At 61.5% G+C, this 14,933-nt stretch carries 11 protein-coding genes; 6 read left to right on the top strand and 5 right to left on the bottom strand.

Annotated features, from left to right (window positions below; translation table 11 throughout):
* Positions 1-66: 66 nt before the first annotated feature.
* The 4 genes from ACTQ05_RS00275 to ACTQ05_RS00260 all read left to right on the top strand — a co-directional run bounded on the left by ACTQ05_RS00275 (position 67) and on the right by ACTQ05_RS00260 (position 5,054).
* On the top strand, positions 67-786 hold the full coding sequence (locus tag ACTQ05_RS00275) for a GntR family transcriptional regulator (protein WP_441537675.1): 720 nt from the start codon (positions 67-69) through the stop codon (positions 784-786).
* Positions 787-1,206: 420 nt separating this feature from the next.
* Entirely contained in the window at positions 1,207-3,183 is a 1,977-nt protein-coding gene (locus tag ACTQ05_RS00270; protein ID WP_441537674.1) for a RecQ family ATP-dependent DNA helicase, read from the top strand.
* Between the two features lie 2 nt (positions 3,184-3,185).
* Positions 3,186-3,941, top strand: coding sequence for a GntR family transcriptional regulator (locus ACTQ05_RS00265; protein WP_152067317.1), 756 nt, complete (start codon positions 3,186-3,188; stop codon positions 3,939-3,941).
* A 144-nt stretch (positions 3,942-4,085) separates the two neighbouring features.
* Complete coding sequence (locus ACTQ05_RS00260; protein ID WP_441537673.1) at positions 4,086-5,054, top strand: SIS domain-containing protein; 969 nt, start codon at positions 4,086-4,088, stop codon at positions 5,052-5,054.
* Between the two features lie 382 nt (positions 5,055-5,436).
* On the opposite strand, the gene ACTQ05_RS00255 is transcribed toward ACTQ05_RS00260, so the two are convergent.
* A complete protein-coding gene (locus tag ACTQ05_RS00255) occupies positions 5,437-6,414 on the bottom strand; it encodes an L-lactate dehydrogenase (protein ID WP_152067319.1) in 978 nt (325 codons plus the stop codon).
* A gap of 211 nt (positions 6,415-6,625) precedes the next feature.
* On the opposite strand from ACTQ05_RS00255, the gene metA reads away from it, so the two are divergent.
* Positions 6,626-7,552: a homoserine O-acetyltransferase MetA gene (gene metA / locus ACTQ05_RS00250; protein WP_427719472.1), complete on the top strand. Its 927-nt coding sequence runs from the start codon at positions 6,626-6,628 to the stop codon at positions 7,550-7,552.
* A 91-nt stretch (positions 7,553-7,643) separates the two neighbouring features.
* On the opposite strand, the gene ACTQ05_RS00245 is transcribed toward metA, so the two are convergent.
* The 3 genes from ACTQ05_RS00245 to ACTQ05_RS00235 form a co-directional block, all read right to left on the bottom strand.
* Positions 7,644-8,240 carry a 5-formyltetrahydrofolate cyclo-ligase gene (locus ACTQ05_RS00245; protein ID WP_441537672.1) on the bottom strand — a complete coding sequence of 199 codons (597 nt, stop codon included), beginning with the start codon at positions 8,238-8,240 and terminating at the stop codon, positions 7,644-7,646.
* A 389-nt stretch (positions 8,241-8,629) separates the two neighbouring features.
* Complete coding sequence (locus ACTQ05_RS00240) at positions 8,630-11,674, bottom strand: insulinase family protein (protein WP_441537671.1); 3,045 nt, start codon at positions 11,672-11,674, stop codon at positions 8,630-8,632.
* A gap of 258 nt (positions 11,675-11,932) precedes the next feature.
* Complete coding sequence (locus ACTQ05_RS00235) at positions 11,933-12,424, bottom strand: hypothetical protein (protein ID WP_441049000.1); 492 nt, start codon at positions 12,422-12,424, stop codon at positions 11,933-11,935.
* 215 nt (positions 12,425-12,639) lie between these two features.
* On the opposite strand from ACTQ05_RS00235, the gene ACTQ05_RS00230 reads away from it, so the two are divergent.
* Positions 12,640-13,722, top strand: coding sequence for an HNH endonuclease (locus tag ACTQ05_RS00230; RefSeq protein ID WP_441038653.1), 1,083 nt, complete (start codon positions 12,640-12,642; stop codon positions 13,720-13,722).
* 445 nt (positions 13,723-14,167) lie between these two features.
* Here ACTQ05_RS00230 and ACTQ05_RS00225 read toward each other — a convergent pair whose 3' ends face one another.
* Positions 14,168-14,854 (bottom strand): DUF5710 domain-containing protein, encoded by a 687-nt coding sequence (locus tag ACTQ05_RS00225; RefSeq protein ID WP_441048999.1) that lies wholly within the window; start codon positions 14,852-14,854, stop codon positions 14,168-14,170.
* Positions 14,855-14,933: the final 79 nt, after the last annotated feature.

Genomic DNA, 14,933 nt, shown 5'->3' with positions numbered 1-14,933 from the left:
GGTAACATAAAACTAGACGTTATATACGTATTTGTTATTCCGATATTTCGATAAGAGTGATTAGATATGCCTGCACCCAAAAATGCGCCGCTGTACCAGCAGATTTACGACGAAATCAAGGATTCGATCGAGAAGGGTGTTTATGCACCCAAGGAGCGTATCCCGTCCGAGCTTGAGCTTGCCGAGCAGTACGAGGTGAGCCGTATTACGGTGCGCCGCGCCGTCGAGGAGCTATGTTCCGATGGCTATCTGGTTAAACAGCAAGGCCGTGGCACGTTTGTCTCCACGCCGCACATCAACCGCCAGTTTCATGCCTCGATGCTGCAGACGTTTACCGCGCTGTGTGCCGACAATGGCATGAAGGCCGGCGCGCATGTGATCGATCGCCAGATCGTTCCGGCGCGCCAAAACGAGATGGAGTTCTTTGGCCTGCAGAAGGATGCGCTGCTGCTGCATATCAAGCGCGTGCGTACGGCCGACGGCGAGCCTATCTTTGAGGAGAACATCTTTGTGCCCTTTGACGCCTACCGTGAGCTGTTGACGGCCGATCTTGAGGACAAGTCGATTTTTGCCGAGGTCGAGCGTGTTGGTGGAACGCCGATTGTCTCGGTTGGCTACCGCACGGTCGAGGCCGTTCGCGCCAATGCCGAGCAGGCGGCCGAGCTGGGCATCGCTCCGCACGATCCGCTGCTCAACCTGCGTGCCGGCTTTACCGGTCCCAATGGCGAGCCGGTTTTGCTCGGCAAGCAGTACTACGTGGGTAGCCGCTACGTCATGGTCATATAAGTTACGCGGTTTTACCAAACCGTGTAACGGCTCGACGCTACGCCTTTGGTTCCGCCGTTCTAACGAACGGCGGACCGGTCGACGCTGCAAACGCCCCTAAGCGGCAATCTGACGTTCAATCGTCGGTCGCGTACCGAAGTACGCTTCCCTCCTCTTTCACGTCACCTTGCTCGCTTAGGGGCGTTTTCGCTGACTTATGCTCAACCAGCGACGTTTCCGCGCTTGTCAAGAATGTCCCCAATGACTACCCGCAGAATGAGCGTGGATAATCTCCCGTTTTTTGCTTGGTGACGGGTTCAAAGTGGGAGATTATCCACGCTCGTTCCCATCGGATTACATTGCCCGTGGCCGGCAGCCGTGCGGCATCGGTCCGCGTGGCGGCGTATAATCGGCGGCAGATGACTTGGACGTTAGGAAACCATGACCGATAGCATGCAGCAGATGGCGCTCGATACGCTCGGCGCCTATTTTGGCTACACCTCGTTTCGCCCGGGGCAGGACCGCATGGTCGATGCGATCCTTGCTGGCCGCGATGCGCTGGGCGTTATGCCCACGGGCGCCGGCAAGTCCATTTGCTACCAGGTGCCCGCGCTCATGCTGCCCGGCATCACCTTTGTGGTGAGTCCGCTGCTGTCGCTTATGGAGGATCAGACCCGTGCATTGCTCGCGGCGGGTGCGCGACCCAGCTATCTCAACTCCAGTCTTACTCCGGCCCAGCAAAACACCGTGCTCAAGCGGGCGCGCGAGGGCCGCTACCAGCTTATGTACGTGGCGCCCGAGCGTCTGCTCGAGCCGCGCTTTTTAGCTTTTGCGCGGGAGGCCGCCGCCGGCATTGGCGTGCCGCTCGTGGCCATTGACGAGGCCCACTGCGTAAGCCAGTGGGGCCAGGATTTCCGTCCCGCCTACCTGCAGATTCGCGAGTTCATCGATTCCCTGCCGCAGCGCCCCATCGTGGCGGCCTTTACCGCTACGGCGACCGAGCGCGTGCGTGCGGACATTCAGCAGATGCTCGGCCTGCAAAACCCCGCGACGGTGGTGACGGGCTTCGATCGCAAGAACCTCTACTTTGGCTGCGAGGAGATGGGCGACAAGGCCAAGGCCGCGTGGGTGCGCGACTATGTGATCGCACATTCGAGCGAAAGCGGCATCGTGTATTGCTCGACTCGCAAGACCGTCGATGCGCTGGCAAGCGAGCTTGCCGAGGCGCTGGGCTCCAGCGGCATTCGCGTTGGCCGCTACCATGCCGGCATGGGCAACGACGCCCGCCGGCAAAGCCAGCGCGCCTTTATCGACGACGATATCCAGGTAATGGTTGCCACCAACGCCTTTGGCATGGGTATCGACAAGCCCAACGTGCGCTACGTGATTCACAACAACGTGCCCGAGAGCATCGAGGCGTACTACCAGGAGGCGGGCCGCGCCGGCCGCGATGGCGACCCAGCCAGCTGCCATTTGCTGTGGAACGGCAATGATTTTCGCATGCGTCGCTTTTTGATCGATCGCGGCGATGCTGCCGACGAGGCGCTCGATGACGAGCAACGCGCGTGGGCGCTCCAGAATCGATACCGCCTGCTCAGCCAGATGGAGGGCTACTGCAATACCACCGGCTGCCTGCGCGAATACATGCTGCGCTACTTTGGCGACGAGGCTGCGGCCGAGCATACCGCCGCAGCCGGTGCTAGCGGTGCCGCCACGGACGAAGCCGAGGGCTGCGGCAACTGCAGCAACTGCCTCACGCAGTTCGAGGTCGAGGACGTCACCGATATGGCCCGCGCCGCCGTGCGCTATGTGGCTACGCGTCCCATGCGTTTTGGCAAGTCGCTGATCGCCGACGTGCTCCACGGCGGCAACACCGAGCGCATTCGCCAGATGCATCTGGACGAGGACCGCGGCTACGGTGAGCTGTCGAGCGAATCGGTCGGGCGCATCAAGGACATCATCGGGCAGCTGTGCGGCCGCGGTTATTTGGCAACCTCACAGGGACAGTACCCGGTCGTGGGACTGGGCCCGCGTGCCGGCGAGGTCGAGGACGAGGCGTTTGCCTTTACCGTTAAGCGTCGTGCATCCAAGCGCAAGGCCTCGGCCCGCGCCCTCCGTGCGGTGGATCTGCTGCGCGAGGAGGCCGAGCTGGATCAGCGCCCGCGCGTGGGCGACGATGCCGAGCTGTTCGAGTGCTTGCGGGCACTCCGCAAGGAGATTTCGACCGAGCTGGAGATGGCGCCGTACATGGTCTTCTCCGATAAGGCGCTGCGCGGTCTGTGCCGCCTGCGCCCTCAGACGCGCGACGAGCTTATCCGGGTCAACGGCATTGGCGAGAAAAAAGCCGACGCCTTTGGCGAGCAGTTTATGGCGGCGATTGAAGAGTTTGAATCCGAGCATGCACGGGATGGAGCGTAACGATGGTAGCCGATAGCAAGACCGACCGTACTGACGTGTCCGCCGTGCCGCTGTACCAGCAGGTTATGGACGACCTAAAGGGCGAGATCGCGCGCGGCGTGTACGCTGCCGGCTCGCGCATTCCTTCCGAGATGGAGCTCGCGAAGTCCTACGGCGTGGGGCGCATTACCGTGCGTCGCGCCATTGAGGAGTTGTCGCGCGCGGGATATCTCAACCGTCAGCAGGGGAGGGGCACGTTTGTGTGTGCGCCCAAGCTCAAGCGCAAGATTGTCCAGAAAGGCGACGTCCAGAGTTTTACCGAGGCCTGCGCTGCCAACGACATGGCGGCCGGAGCGCGCCTGGTGTCGCGCACGGTGGTTGCGGCGACGCGCGAGGACGCGGCGTTTTTTGGCGTGGAACCCGGCTGCGAGCTCATCGTGGTCGAGCGCGTGCGCACGGCCGATGGCGTGCCCGTCATGCTCGAGAACAACGCCTTTGTGCTGGCCGACCATCCCTATCTGCAGCAGCTTGCCGACGAGGACCTCGCCGACAATTCGATTTTTGCGCTCGTTGCCGTGCATTCGGGCCGCGCACCGCTCAAGTCCGATCCCTGTACCGTGGAGATCGCGCTCGCTGATGCTCAGACGGCCCCGCTGTTGGAGGTGCCGGTCGGCGAGCCGCTCTTTTATATGGAGGCGTACTTTACCGATGCGGACGAGCGGCCCTTGCTGCTCGGGCGCCAAAAGATCGTGGGGTCGCGCTACGTGTTCGACATATAACGTCCATAGATAGAACAATACAGAACAAGTTTGGTGAAATGAATTCACCTGCGACAGCTTGCGTGCTATAAATAGGACAACATAGAACGACCGCAGGTACGAGCTGTCGCCGCTCAAAGCCGCCACACAGGGAGGAATGTCACCGTGAACGCACACGATCTGGTTCAGGGAATTATCGAGCGCAAGGGTAAGATCGAGAATGTCTTTTGGATCGCCTGCGGCGGTTCGATGATTGACCTTATGCCGGCCAATGAGCTGCTCAAGCGCGAGGCAACCACGTTCACTTCGACGGTCTACACGGCGCGCGAGTTTTGCCTTATGGCCCCCAAGAGTCTAGGGCCGAAGTCGCTCGTCATCGCCTGTAGCCACAGCGGTAACACGCAAGAGGTCGTCGACGGCTGCGAGATGGCGCTGGCCGCCGGTGCCGAGGTCGTGACCATGACTGACTACGCGGGCTCCAAGATCGATAACGGCAAGTGGACCACCTGGGTTTACCCGTGGGGCAAGGGCGAGTCGCAGGCCGAAGTTCCGCAGGGCATCGGCGCTCTGATCGCCGCCGAGCTGCTCGACCAGCAGGAGGGCTACGAGGCGCTCGCCGACATGTACGCCGGCCTTAAGCAGATGGACGCACTGCTGCCCGCTGCCCGCGAGAAGGTCAACGCCGAGCTGGGCGATCGCTTTGCCGAGCTCTGCCAGCAGCACAAGTTCTTCTATATCCTGGGCTCCGGCCCCAACTTTAGCCAGACCTACGCCATGGCCATCTGCTCGCTCATGGAGATGCAGTGGCAGCACTGCTGCTACATCCACTCCGGCGAGTATTTCCACGGTCCCTTCGAGGCTACCGAGCCCGGCGTGTTCTACTTTGTGCAGCTTGGCGCTGGCGAGTGTCGCCCCATGGAGGAGCGCGCACTGGCATTCCTCAACACGCACACCGATACAGTCATGGTGCTCGATGCGCTTGAGTACGGCGTGGGCGAGGTGCCTGCCAGCGTGCGCTCGTACCTGGAGCCGATCTTCTTCTATGCGATGAGCTGTGAGCTGCGCGCCGCCCGCGGCAAGGTATTTGACCACAGCCCCGAGGTTCGCCGCTACATGGGCGTCGAGCAGTACTAGGTAACGGGGAACGCGATTTTTCATGACGGGGCCTTCGCCAAGCGCGGGCCCCGTTTGCGTTACGGCGCCCCTTTCTGTTTGTCGAAAAACGAAGTCAAATACTTTTCCCGAGAAGTGAACGACCTATTTTGGACCCCCGAAGCATCGACATTTTTTGACGCCAAAACAGCAGGAAAATCTTAATGAAACTGCAGGAAATGGTCTCCACAAAGTGCCGATGCTTCGGGGGCTCGTTTTTGCTCGTTCACTTTTCGGGAAAAGTATTAGACCTAAATCTGCAAGCATGTCGCGTGAGTCAAAAAGCGGGCTGCGCCGGTGGGTTTCCGGCGCGGCCCGCTTTACATTGTGTCCGTATGAGTGAGTTGTCGCATCAACCGGCGGACTACTTGGCGTCGTAGGCCTCGGCGTCCCACCAGTCGAGCTGGGCGATGTTGTCGCGAATATGCTGACAGCTCTTGTGGAAGCCCTCGAGCTCGTGCTCGGAAAGGTCGAGCGTGTAGACCTCCTCGACGCCCTCGGCGCCGATCACGCACGGCAGGGAGGTAAAGATGCCCTCCTCGCCATACTGGCCGGTCATAAGCGTAGAGGCCGAAAGCACGGCGTGCTCGTTGTGCAGCACGGCGGCGCAGACGCGCGCGGCGGAGTTGGCAACGGCGTACTCGGTGCACTGCTTGCCGGCGTAAGTCACATAACCGCCCTTACGTGCGAGCTCCTCGACTTCCATGTGGTCGAAGGCGTACTTGTCGGGGTTCTCGGCCTGAAGCTCGTTGAGGCTCTTGCCGGCGATGGTTGCGGCCTTAAAGGCGGCCAGCTGGCTAAAGCCATGCTCGCCGATCATGTAGGCGTCGATGGACTTGGGGCTCACCCCGACCTTCTTGGAGATCTCGGTGCGCAGGCGGGCAGAGTCCAGGCCACAGCCCGAGCCGATGATCTTCTTGGGATCGTAGCCGGTCAGGTGCCACAGCTCGGTGCACACGACGTCGCAGGGGTTGGAGATGCTCACGAAGATGCCGTCGAAGCCGGCATCGACGATGCGCTTGGCAAAGGTGCGGGCGGCGTCGGTGGTAAAGAACAGCTCGCCGTCGCGGTTGCCGGCGGCCAGTGCGACCTTGCCGGCGGCGTTGACGATGACGTCGCAGCAGGCCAGCTCCTCGTAGTGGTCGTAGCAGTTGACGATCTTGGTGTTGTACGGGACAAACGAAAGGGAGTCGCGCAGGTCTTGGACCTCGGACGTCACCTTTGCCTCGTTGATATCGCAGAGGTACAGCTCATCGGCAATGCCCTGCATGAGCAGGCTGTTGGCGACATGTGCTCCTACGTGGCCCTGGCCGACCACACCGATCTTACGCGTCTGGTACATATTCATATCCTTTCGGCCGAGTTTTTCGCATCGAACCATTGTAGCGTCCTGCTGCCACTTTGCTAGGCTAAAGCGCCGTAGATTTTTGGGACATGCCTTAATCTCTACTTTTGGAGTGATTTGGGCCGCTGACGGTGTCTCGGGGCGATGCACTCGCGCGGATGGGGCCGCTCGTTGTACCATAGCTGCAACTGACTCGTAAGGAGCATCCATGCCCATTCGCATCCCCGACGCCCTCCCTGCCGCCGCGCAGCTCGAGAGCGAGAACATCTTTGTCATGACCGAGTACCGCGCGCTGCACCAGGACATCCGTCCGCTGCGCGTGCTCATCCTCAACCTCATGCCAACCAAGATCGCCACCGAGACGCAGATCATGCGCAAGCTCTCCAACACGCCGCTGCAGGTAGAGGTGGACCTGCTACGCACCAAGACGCACGAGGCCACGCACGTGAGTGCCGGCCACCTGGAGACGTTCTACCGTACGTTCGACGACATCCGCGATATCCACTACGACGGCCTGATCATCACGGGCGCGCCGGTGGAGCAGATGCCGTTCGAGGAGGTCGACTACTGGCCCGAGCTCTGCCAGATCATGGATTGGTCCACCACGCACGTGCACTCTACGCTGCATATTTGCTGGGGTGCACAGGCAGGGCTCTACCATCATTACGGTATCCAGAAGTGCGACCTGCCGGCCAAGGCGAGCGGCGTGTTTGAGCATTATCTGGTGAAGCCGCAAAGCCCGCTGGTCCGCGGCTTTGACGACCGCTTCTATGCCGTGCATTCACGCAATACCGATGTGCGCCGCGAGGACGTGGAGGCCGAGCCGCAGCTTGAGGTCGTGGCCGTATCAGACGAGGTGGGCCTGTACATCGTCAAGTCGACCGACAGTCGCCGCTTCTTTGTCTTTGGCCATCCCGAGTACGATACCGACACGCTGCGCCTGGAGTACGAGCGCGACGTGAAGCGCGGGCTCAACCCCCAGGTGCCGGCGCATTACTTCCCAGGTGACGACCCCACCGCCGAGCCGCGCAACGTCTGGCGCAGCCAGGCCCAGCTGCTCTACACCAACTGGCTCAACTACTACGTCTACCAGACCACGCCCTACGACCTGGCCCGCGCCGGCGAGGAGCACTAGGCTACGGCTGCGGTTGCGGTTGTGGCTGCGGCTGCGGCGTGACGGGCGTGGATTTTCGGATGCCCATCTTGCGGGTGCGATACAACGGCGGTTAGGCGCTGATGATGTGGGGTAGCGGCAGGTCGTGGGTGTCGGTGGGAACGTGGTCGACACGCTGCTCGTCAAAGGCGATGCCGATGATTTGGCATGCGGGCGAGAGCGTGGGCAGGTAGCGGTCGTAGCAGCCGCCGCCGTAGCCCAGGCGCGCGCCGGTGTGATCGAAGGCTACGAGCGGCACGACGATCATATCGAGCGCCTCGGCAGGCACGATAGGAAAGCGGCTGCTGTCGACGTCCGTGGCTGCGAAGGCCCGCGTAGGGCGGGCGATAAACGGGGCCTCGGACGCATCGCCGGCAGCAACTGCCCGCATGCACATGCGCTGGCCACAAGCCACGGTGTCAGCTGCCGAGAACATGCACGGATAGGCCACGCGCCAGCCGTGTTTTGCGGCCGCTGCGGCAAACGCGGCAGGATCTGCCTCGGAGCCCATGGCGGCATAGACGGCAACGGTGCGCGGGGCCACGGGACCCGAGCCGCCCAGCAACTCAACGAGCCGCGCGCATGCAGCAGCAGACTTTGCCGCCCGCATATCCAAATCTAGAGCATCGCGCCGGGCAATTACCGCCCGCCGCAACTCGGCCTTATCCATCCCGGCCCCTCTCTCAAACCTATCAAAAAGGGACAGGTTTATTTTGGTAGGTTTTATCTGGTCAAATGACGAAACCACCACGCAAACCATCGCAAGGGGAGCAGTTCATGGACATCTTCGTGGGTTTTGACGAAGAGTGGGTGTTCGCGGCGGTGTGTCTCGATCTGTAACAGTAACTCGGCAAAATCGGGCCTAGATGTTACAGATTGAGACAAAGGGCCGGCGTCATCCGAAAACGTCTCGATTTGTAACATCTGGAGCCAATATTGCCGCCTAGATGTTACAGATTTAGACAAACTGGTGTGACGGGCTGAGCTGCCCCGCCCAGGCAGCGGCAAAAGAAAAGGTAGATTTTCAGGCATGTCCCAAAAATCTACCTTTGCTGTGCGTTAGCCCAGCAGGTCGATGACGTTGAAGCCGGCGTTGCTCTTGGCGATGACGTCTCGGCCGCCAAAGACGCAGGTGGGCGAGACGGCTGCGATGCGCGTCACGTCGGCGCCGAGCGAGCGCAGCTCACCGGGCGTGGCGGCGAGCATCTGGGCGCGGCGCTCCTCGCGTGCATGCGGATCGAGTCCGGCCAAGTAGGTCGTGTTGCGGCGTTTGGTGAGCGCGTACGGCTTCACCGGCGCGTCCATGCCGCTCACGCAGCTCACGATAAAGCCCTCAAAGGCGGCCACGTCGGGCTCAAAACTGCCGAGCCATTCGCCTGCGCGCGCCACGCGCTCAATCGAGGGGTCGATTGCCGGGTCGCGGTAGGTGTAGAACGCCGCCTGACGCTCACCTGCCGCGCGGAATCCGCAGCCGTACGCCCCGCCCTTCACGCGGATCTCATTCCACAGGTAGTCGTAGGAGAGCGCGTTGGCGGCAACCGCCCAGGCGCCCGTCACGTCAATGCCCAGGCGACGCGGGTCGCATGCGCTTGCCGCAAAGCAGATGTCGCTGGGGATGACAAAAGCCTCGTGGCGGTCACACGGCGTCGGCACCACGAGCGCGTCGCGGCCGGCAACAGCACCGTCGCCCGCGCCCAACCCCAGGTCGCCCGCGGCGGCCCAGTACGCGTCAAAGTCCTCATCGCTGCCGGTAAAGCTCGCCAGACAGCCATCGGACACAAAGATGCGGCCTGCCAGCTCGGCAAGCTTGGCGCGCAGGTCGTCCAGGCGCTCGTCAAAGTGGTCGAGCAGATCGCGCAGGAACAGGTAGAAGTCCACGCCCGAAAGCTGCTCGCGCACCACGGCCGAAGGCGAGCTGTAGCTCATCGCGCGACCGAGCGCCGCCGAGTGTCCGTTGTTAATAAAGCCCTGCTCAAGCCCAATGCGAATCTGCGTGAGCACGTCGCGCACGCGGTCGGCTTCGGCATCGAGCAACAGCGTGCTCGACCACACCTCGCGCGGCAGGCTCGCCAGCGCATCAATCTTCTCGGACAGGGCGCCGGCGCTCACCAGCAGGTAGGGGCGCACGCCGTCCACGTCGGGCTGGGTCATGACCTCGGTCGTAAAGCTCAAAAAGCCCAGCCTGCCAGCGATGAGGTTGTCGAGCTCCTCGGCCGAGTGTTCGCTCGTGGGTAGCTGTTTGAGCAGGCGGCAGAGAAGGGTCACATAGGGCAGGTCTTCAAACGCGACGCAGCTCAGGTCGAAATACTGCATGGCGTAGGCCAAGCGGTTGGTGGGGATGCCGTGGCGCAGGCAGGGGATGGGCGCGGTCGTGTTCACGACCAGCGGCGGCTCGGGGCGCGCCTCGCCAATGTCGGACACGCGCAGGCGTGGCAGCGTGGCCTTGGCCTCGGGCGCGTCATCCGCCTCCTGCGCGGCGCGCAGCGCAGCCGTGCGCTCGACCACATCGGCCAGCTCGGCATCGGTCATGGTATCGCGCTTGGCTGCCAGCTCGGCGGCCTCGGCACTCTCCGCACCCTCGGCGGCATCCACCGGCACCAGCTCGACCAGCGCCATGTGGTCATTCTCCAGCACCAGCTCGCGCAGCAGGTCCTCAAAATAGCTGCCGTCCAGCTCGCCGCGCAGCTCCTCGTACACCGGGCCGTACTTGAGCGCCAGCGTCGCGGCGTCGTCATCGTAGAGCCAGGTGCTCAGCGCGTCGCACGCAATGGCCACGCCGTCGGCGATACCGTAGTCGCGCTGGCGCAGGTCGTATTCGTTGCTGCTGATGATGGCCTCCAGGCGCTCGCGCGGAACGCCGTGCTCGCACAGGTCGCGGCAGGCGTCCTGGAACACGCGGCGCAGCTCGCGCGCCACGCCGGGCTGAGCGTTTTGCAGCATGATGAGCTCGTAGGGCTGCAGGCTCTCGGCCGCGGTGTAGCTCACCACGTTGCCGCCCAGGCCGGCGGCCAGAATGGCCTTCTTAGCCGGCGCCTCATTGGAACCCAGCAGTGCCTCGAACAGGATGTCCGCCGCGATCGTGCGCTTGCGGTCGAGCGCGCTGCCCAGCACAAGACCCAGGCCCACCAGGGCATTCTCGGGTGTGGTGGCCATCTCGACGCGCTTGTACTCGCAGGTCACGGGCGCCTGCACGACCAGCGGATTGGGCGCCAGCGTGGACGGGTCCTCGCCGGCGGCGACGGCTGCGTCCATGCGGCGGCTCGCGGCACTCGGCTGCGACAGATAGCGCTCGTCCAAAAAGGCCAGTGCACGGTCCACGTCCAGGTCGCCGTAGAGCGTGATGTAGGAGTTGGAAGGATTGTAGTGGCGCGCGTGCGTGTCCAGGAACTGCTCGTAGGTGAGCGCAGGGATCGCGCGTGGGTCGCCGCCGCTCTCGTGCGCATAGGCGGTGTCGGGATAAAGCGCGGCGTTGACGGCGTCGTCCAGCACGCTCATGGGGTCGGACAGCGCGCCCTTCATCTCATTGAAAACCACGCCGTTATAGCGTAGCGTGCCCTCGCGCAGGCTTGCGGAACTGCCGTTACCCTCGCCCTCGGCGCCCTCCGGCAGGTCCAGCTCGTAGTGCCAGCCCTCCTGCTCAAAAATGGTGGGCTTGGTATAGATGGCCGGGTTGAACACCGCGTCCAGGTACACGTCCATCAGGTTGTACAGATCCTGCTCGTTGGTGGTGGCGACGGGGTAGATGGTCTTGTCGGGGTAGGTCATGGCGTTGAGGAACGTCTGCATGGAGCTCTTGATCAGGTCGACGAACGGCTCCTTGACGGGAAACTTGGCCGATCCGCACAGCACCGAGTGCTCGAGGATATGGAACACGCCGGTGGAATCAGCCGGCGGCGTCTTAAAGCCAATGGCAAAAGCCTTGTTTTCGTCGTCGCACGCCAGGTACAGCAGGCGAGCGCCCGAGGCGGTGTGGCGCAGCACGTAGGCGTCCGAGTCGAGCTCGGGCACGGTCTCGCAGCGCTCGACGGCAAAACCGTGGCAGGCGGTGCCAGGCACCAGCAGCGCGGCGGCAGCGGTGCGCGGGTCGGTTGAGGTGGTGGGCATATGCAGTCTCCTTTGACGCCCCAGCGGGGGCGAATCGAGTCGAATCCTCGTGAGTATACCCATATGGGGCCGCGGCTCTGCGGCGAACTGGAGACGATGCCGGCGGAATGGACAAAGGCCCTGCGTGACCGCCGCGCGATCGTGGATATTCGGACACACGAGCGCGGATTTTCGGACCGTCCAATAATTCTCACTCACGTAGCGGCAACCAAGATAAGGCGGCCAGCGCCGGCTTGATGAATAGTGCCGAAAGACGTCCTATGCCTGCGCGTCCGCGTGTCCATCCATCAGGAACAGCCTAAGAACCAGCTTGATGGCATATCCCGGTTTGATTTCTGCCGCGTCAAAGACGTGGCGCTCGGCGAGCTCGCTGCAGTATGCGTAGATGTCGCGGATAAGGTCCGCGCCCGAAAGCGTAAACATGTAGCCCGCGTCCGAAAGCGCATTGGGCGCGGCGGGCAACTTGGCCATGTGGCAGAACGTTTGCAGGTCGGGCGCCATAACATTCTGGTAGTCGAGGTGGCCGCTGGCATCCTGTGCGGCAAGCTCCAATTGGCGCACAAAATCCAGCGCCGCCGCTAACACAAAGCTCGGCGTAGGCGCATTGACGTCCTGAGTGGTCGCCACAAGCCTGCCCGCCGCCTGCGTGACAAGCCAAGCGACCTCGCGCTGGCAACGCACGGCCTTGCGCGTCACCGGCTTGATGGACGAAGAAGAAACGCTTCCCTTAGGCGGATTCGAAGCAGCCATAAGACCCTCCCATGAACAATCCGGCCCAATAAGCCCGGATGAAACACGTGCTACATCAGTATACAGGGGAGTGGGATGGCGGGGTATGAGCGCGACAGCGGCAAACCGAGAGCATCAACGATGTGCCGATCGCGGAATGAGATCTCGTAATAATTGACTCTCGGCCATATTATTGAGGGGCATGACTCGCGTTCGTATGGTTGTAGGTGCTGGCGATGAACGACATTGACCTTGCTGTTCCGTTGATGGATGGACCAAGCTATGACCGTGCCTGCAGTCTCGTGCCTTCCGAATACGTTGAGGCATGGGAGTGGTTTCTGGGTGAGGAACAGCGCGGCGGCGTTTGGACCAGCCTTCCGCACCGCACCAAGGAAGATAGCCCTCAGTATCAGTATCGTTTGAGAATTGGCGCGGACTTCTTTCCCGTAACGCGGGATTCAGGGATCTTCTGGCCGGGCCAGGATCGGGTGAAGCAAGATCCCAATAAGATCTTTGCGCTTTCGGTCCATAACTCTAAAAAGAGCTTCTACACCGATGTTCCTCCGCTCTATTTGGATGACGGTACGTGGGTCATTAAGTATTCGGTTCAAGCGCCAGGTGTCGTTGGTTCTCGAGACCAGAATTACAACCGTAAAATGCTCAACTGCATGGAATATGGCGTTCCAGTTGGAGTCATATTTGCAACCGAGGTGGGCTATAAGGTGCTCGGCCTTGCGTTTGTTGAACGGTTTGAGCCCGAAAACGGCTGGTTTGTTCTGCATGGTCCCGTTCATAAAGGTGGACCGGACCCTCGTTTTGCGTCCGACATGAGCTATCTGAAGCACATGTCAGCCGACATTGAGTTTGCCGGACAGAGTGCGACCGATGACGAAAAAGCTCGCTATGCGTTGAGACGCGAGCGATTGGGGCAGCAATGGTTCCGCAAGCAGCTCATTGCCGCCTATGATGGTCGCTGCGCGGTGTCGGGTTGTGGGGTTAACGAGGCACTGGAGGCTGCACATATCGAGAATTACTCGGGACCCAAATCGCAGGTTGCCAGCAACGGCATTCTGCTTCGGCGCGACTTTCATGCTCTATTCGATGCTCATCTGATTTCGTTTGAGCCTGTTTGCGGCGAATATCGGCTGTGCGGATCGTACCTGCTGGATAAGACCGACTACGCTTCCTTTGCAGGTGCGACGCTAAGGCAGCCGAATGAGCGTCAGTGGCGACCCAATGCGGTGTTTCTTGAGGCCCATCGCATTGAGTTCGATCGCTCGGAAAAGAAGCGTGAAAAGGCGGGGCTTCTGCCGTATTAGCGTATTTGGCTTTGGCGGTCTTTTACGATCGTGTTGTTTGATCGGATCGCGTGGCGATGCAATCTCGTGCACGCCCGCCGGTGCATGCTCTTCCTGATTTGGATAGCGAGAGAGGAGCGCGTGTGAGCTGGCGAGGCGATATTGCGATGGGGAAGTACGGAAAACTGCCGTGTGCCCTTATAGACAACAATATGTTTCCGGGCGTAGAGGTTGATTGCGGGTCGTTTGCCGTCGCCTGTCCTTATTGCGGCTCACAAATATCGTGTCTCGATATTCGGTTCATCGATGCGCGCGACAGACTCAGCGACGAAGTGAGAAAACGGACGGGCGTTCATATGCCGGTGTATCCGGAGAAATGCCCTGTTTGCGGCCTCGATATCGTGTATGACGTTTGCGACGGGGGATAGGTGATGCGGAGGAGCTGGCTGTGAAGGCCTCTCCGTCTCTACAAATAAATTCCCTCACCGAGTTGCTTGTGGAACTCGGCGTGATGGTCGCGTGCCCAGGTAAAGAGTGCCTGGTCAAAATTGGTATGCGTGGCCGGGACGCCAAAGACGCCGGCAACTTCGACGCGCACAAACTCCAGTGCCGGCAGCTTGTTGATGGCAGTGAGGGCAAACGGGGACGAGGGTTCTTCGAACAGATAGCGGCTGCCTTGCAGCGCGTCGCAACAGTTGCACGTGTTGCCGAGTGACGGGGCTTTGGAGGCTCGCGCGCCTACGGGCTTGTAGCCACAGCGCTTAGAAAGATAGTCGCGGATCTCGCCCGGGACGCAGCCAAGAGCGGGAACAATGGCGAGCGCGTTGGCATTGGTCGTGTCGATGGCAATGTGCCCGGCCTTGTTGGGTGCGTGCGCGATGGCGATGCCCTCGCCGTCATCGGCTCGATAGGGAATGCCGAAGGCCGCGACCGAGGTCTCTTTGTGACACTTCCAGCACTCGCGCTTGCCTAGTACTAGATATATATACGGCGCAGAGGGGTCGGATCGGTCAACACCGGGCAGCCACTCGGCAAAGGGCTCGGGGTTGACGCCGCTGGGTACATACCAGATCTTCTTGGTCCGGTCCCATTTGGCGCCCAGCGCCTTGGCTTCTTCTTTGCGCGAAAAGGGAACATCGAGCTCGGTGCGCATGGTGGCTCCTTGGTGCTGCAGGTGTAAGTGGCTCAAGGATACCGCAGGGTGTGGACGTTGTGGCGTTTTGCCGAGAAGC

Source organism: Collinsella sp. LCP21S3_A9, assembly GCF_052118785.1.
GTDB lineage: Bacteria > Actinomycetota > Coriobacteriia > Coriobacteriales > Coriobacteriaceae > Collinsella.
This window is presented reverse-complemented; position numbering and strand designations above follow the sequence as displayed.

Excerpts from the sequence above, each read along its gene's own strand:
- ACTQ05_RS00270 (WP_441537674.1), top strand. The coding sequence starts at position 1,207 with ATGACCGATAGCATGCAGCAGATGGCGCTCGATACGCTCGGCGCCTAT.
- ACTQ05_RS00255 (WP_152067319.1), bottom strand. The coding sequence starts at position 6,414 with ATGTACCAGACGCGTAAGATCGGTGTGGTCGGCCAGGGCCACGTAGGA.
- metA (WP_427719472.1), top strand. The coding sequence starts at position 6,626 with ATGCCCATTCGCATCCCCGACGCCCTCCCTGCCGCCGCGCAGCTCGAG.
- ACTQ05_RS00275 (WP_441537675.1), top strand. The coding sequence starts at position 67 with ATGCCTGCACCCAAAAATGCGCCGCTGTACCAGCAGATTTACGACGAA.
- ACTQ05_RS00235 (WP_441049000.1), bottom strand. The coding sequence starts at position 12,424 with ATGGCTGCTTCGAATCCGCCTAAGGGAAGCGTTTCTTCTTCGTCCATC.
- ACTQ05_RS00225 (WP_441048999.1), bottom strand. The coding sequence starts at position 14,854 with ATGCGCACCGAGCTCGATGTTCCCTTTTCGCGCAAAGAAGAAGCCAAG.
- ACTQ05_RS00240 (WP_441537671.1), bottom strand. The coding sequence starts at position 11,674 with ATGCCCACCACCTCAACCGACCCGCGCACCGCTGCCGCCGCGCTGCTG.
- ACTQ05_RS00230 (WP_441038653.1), top strand. The coding sequence starts at position 12,640 with ATGAACGACATTGACCTTGCTGTTCCGTTGATGGATGGACCAAGCTAT.
- ACTQ05_RS00245 (WP_441537672.1), bottom strand. The coding sequence starts at position 8,240 with ATGGATAAGGCCGAGTTGCGGCGGGCGGTAATTGCCCGGCGCGATGCT.
- ACTQ05_RS00265 (WP_152067317.1), top strand. The coding sequence starts at position 3,186 with ATGGTAGCCGATAGCAAGACCGACCGTACTGACGTGTCCGCCGTGCCG.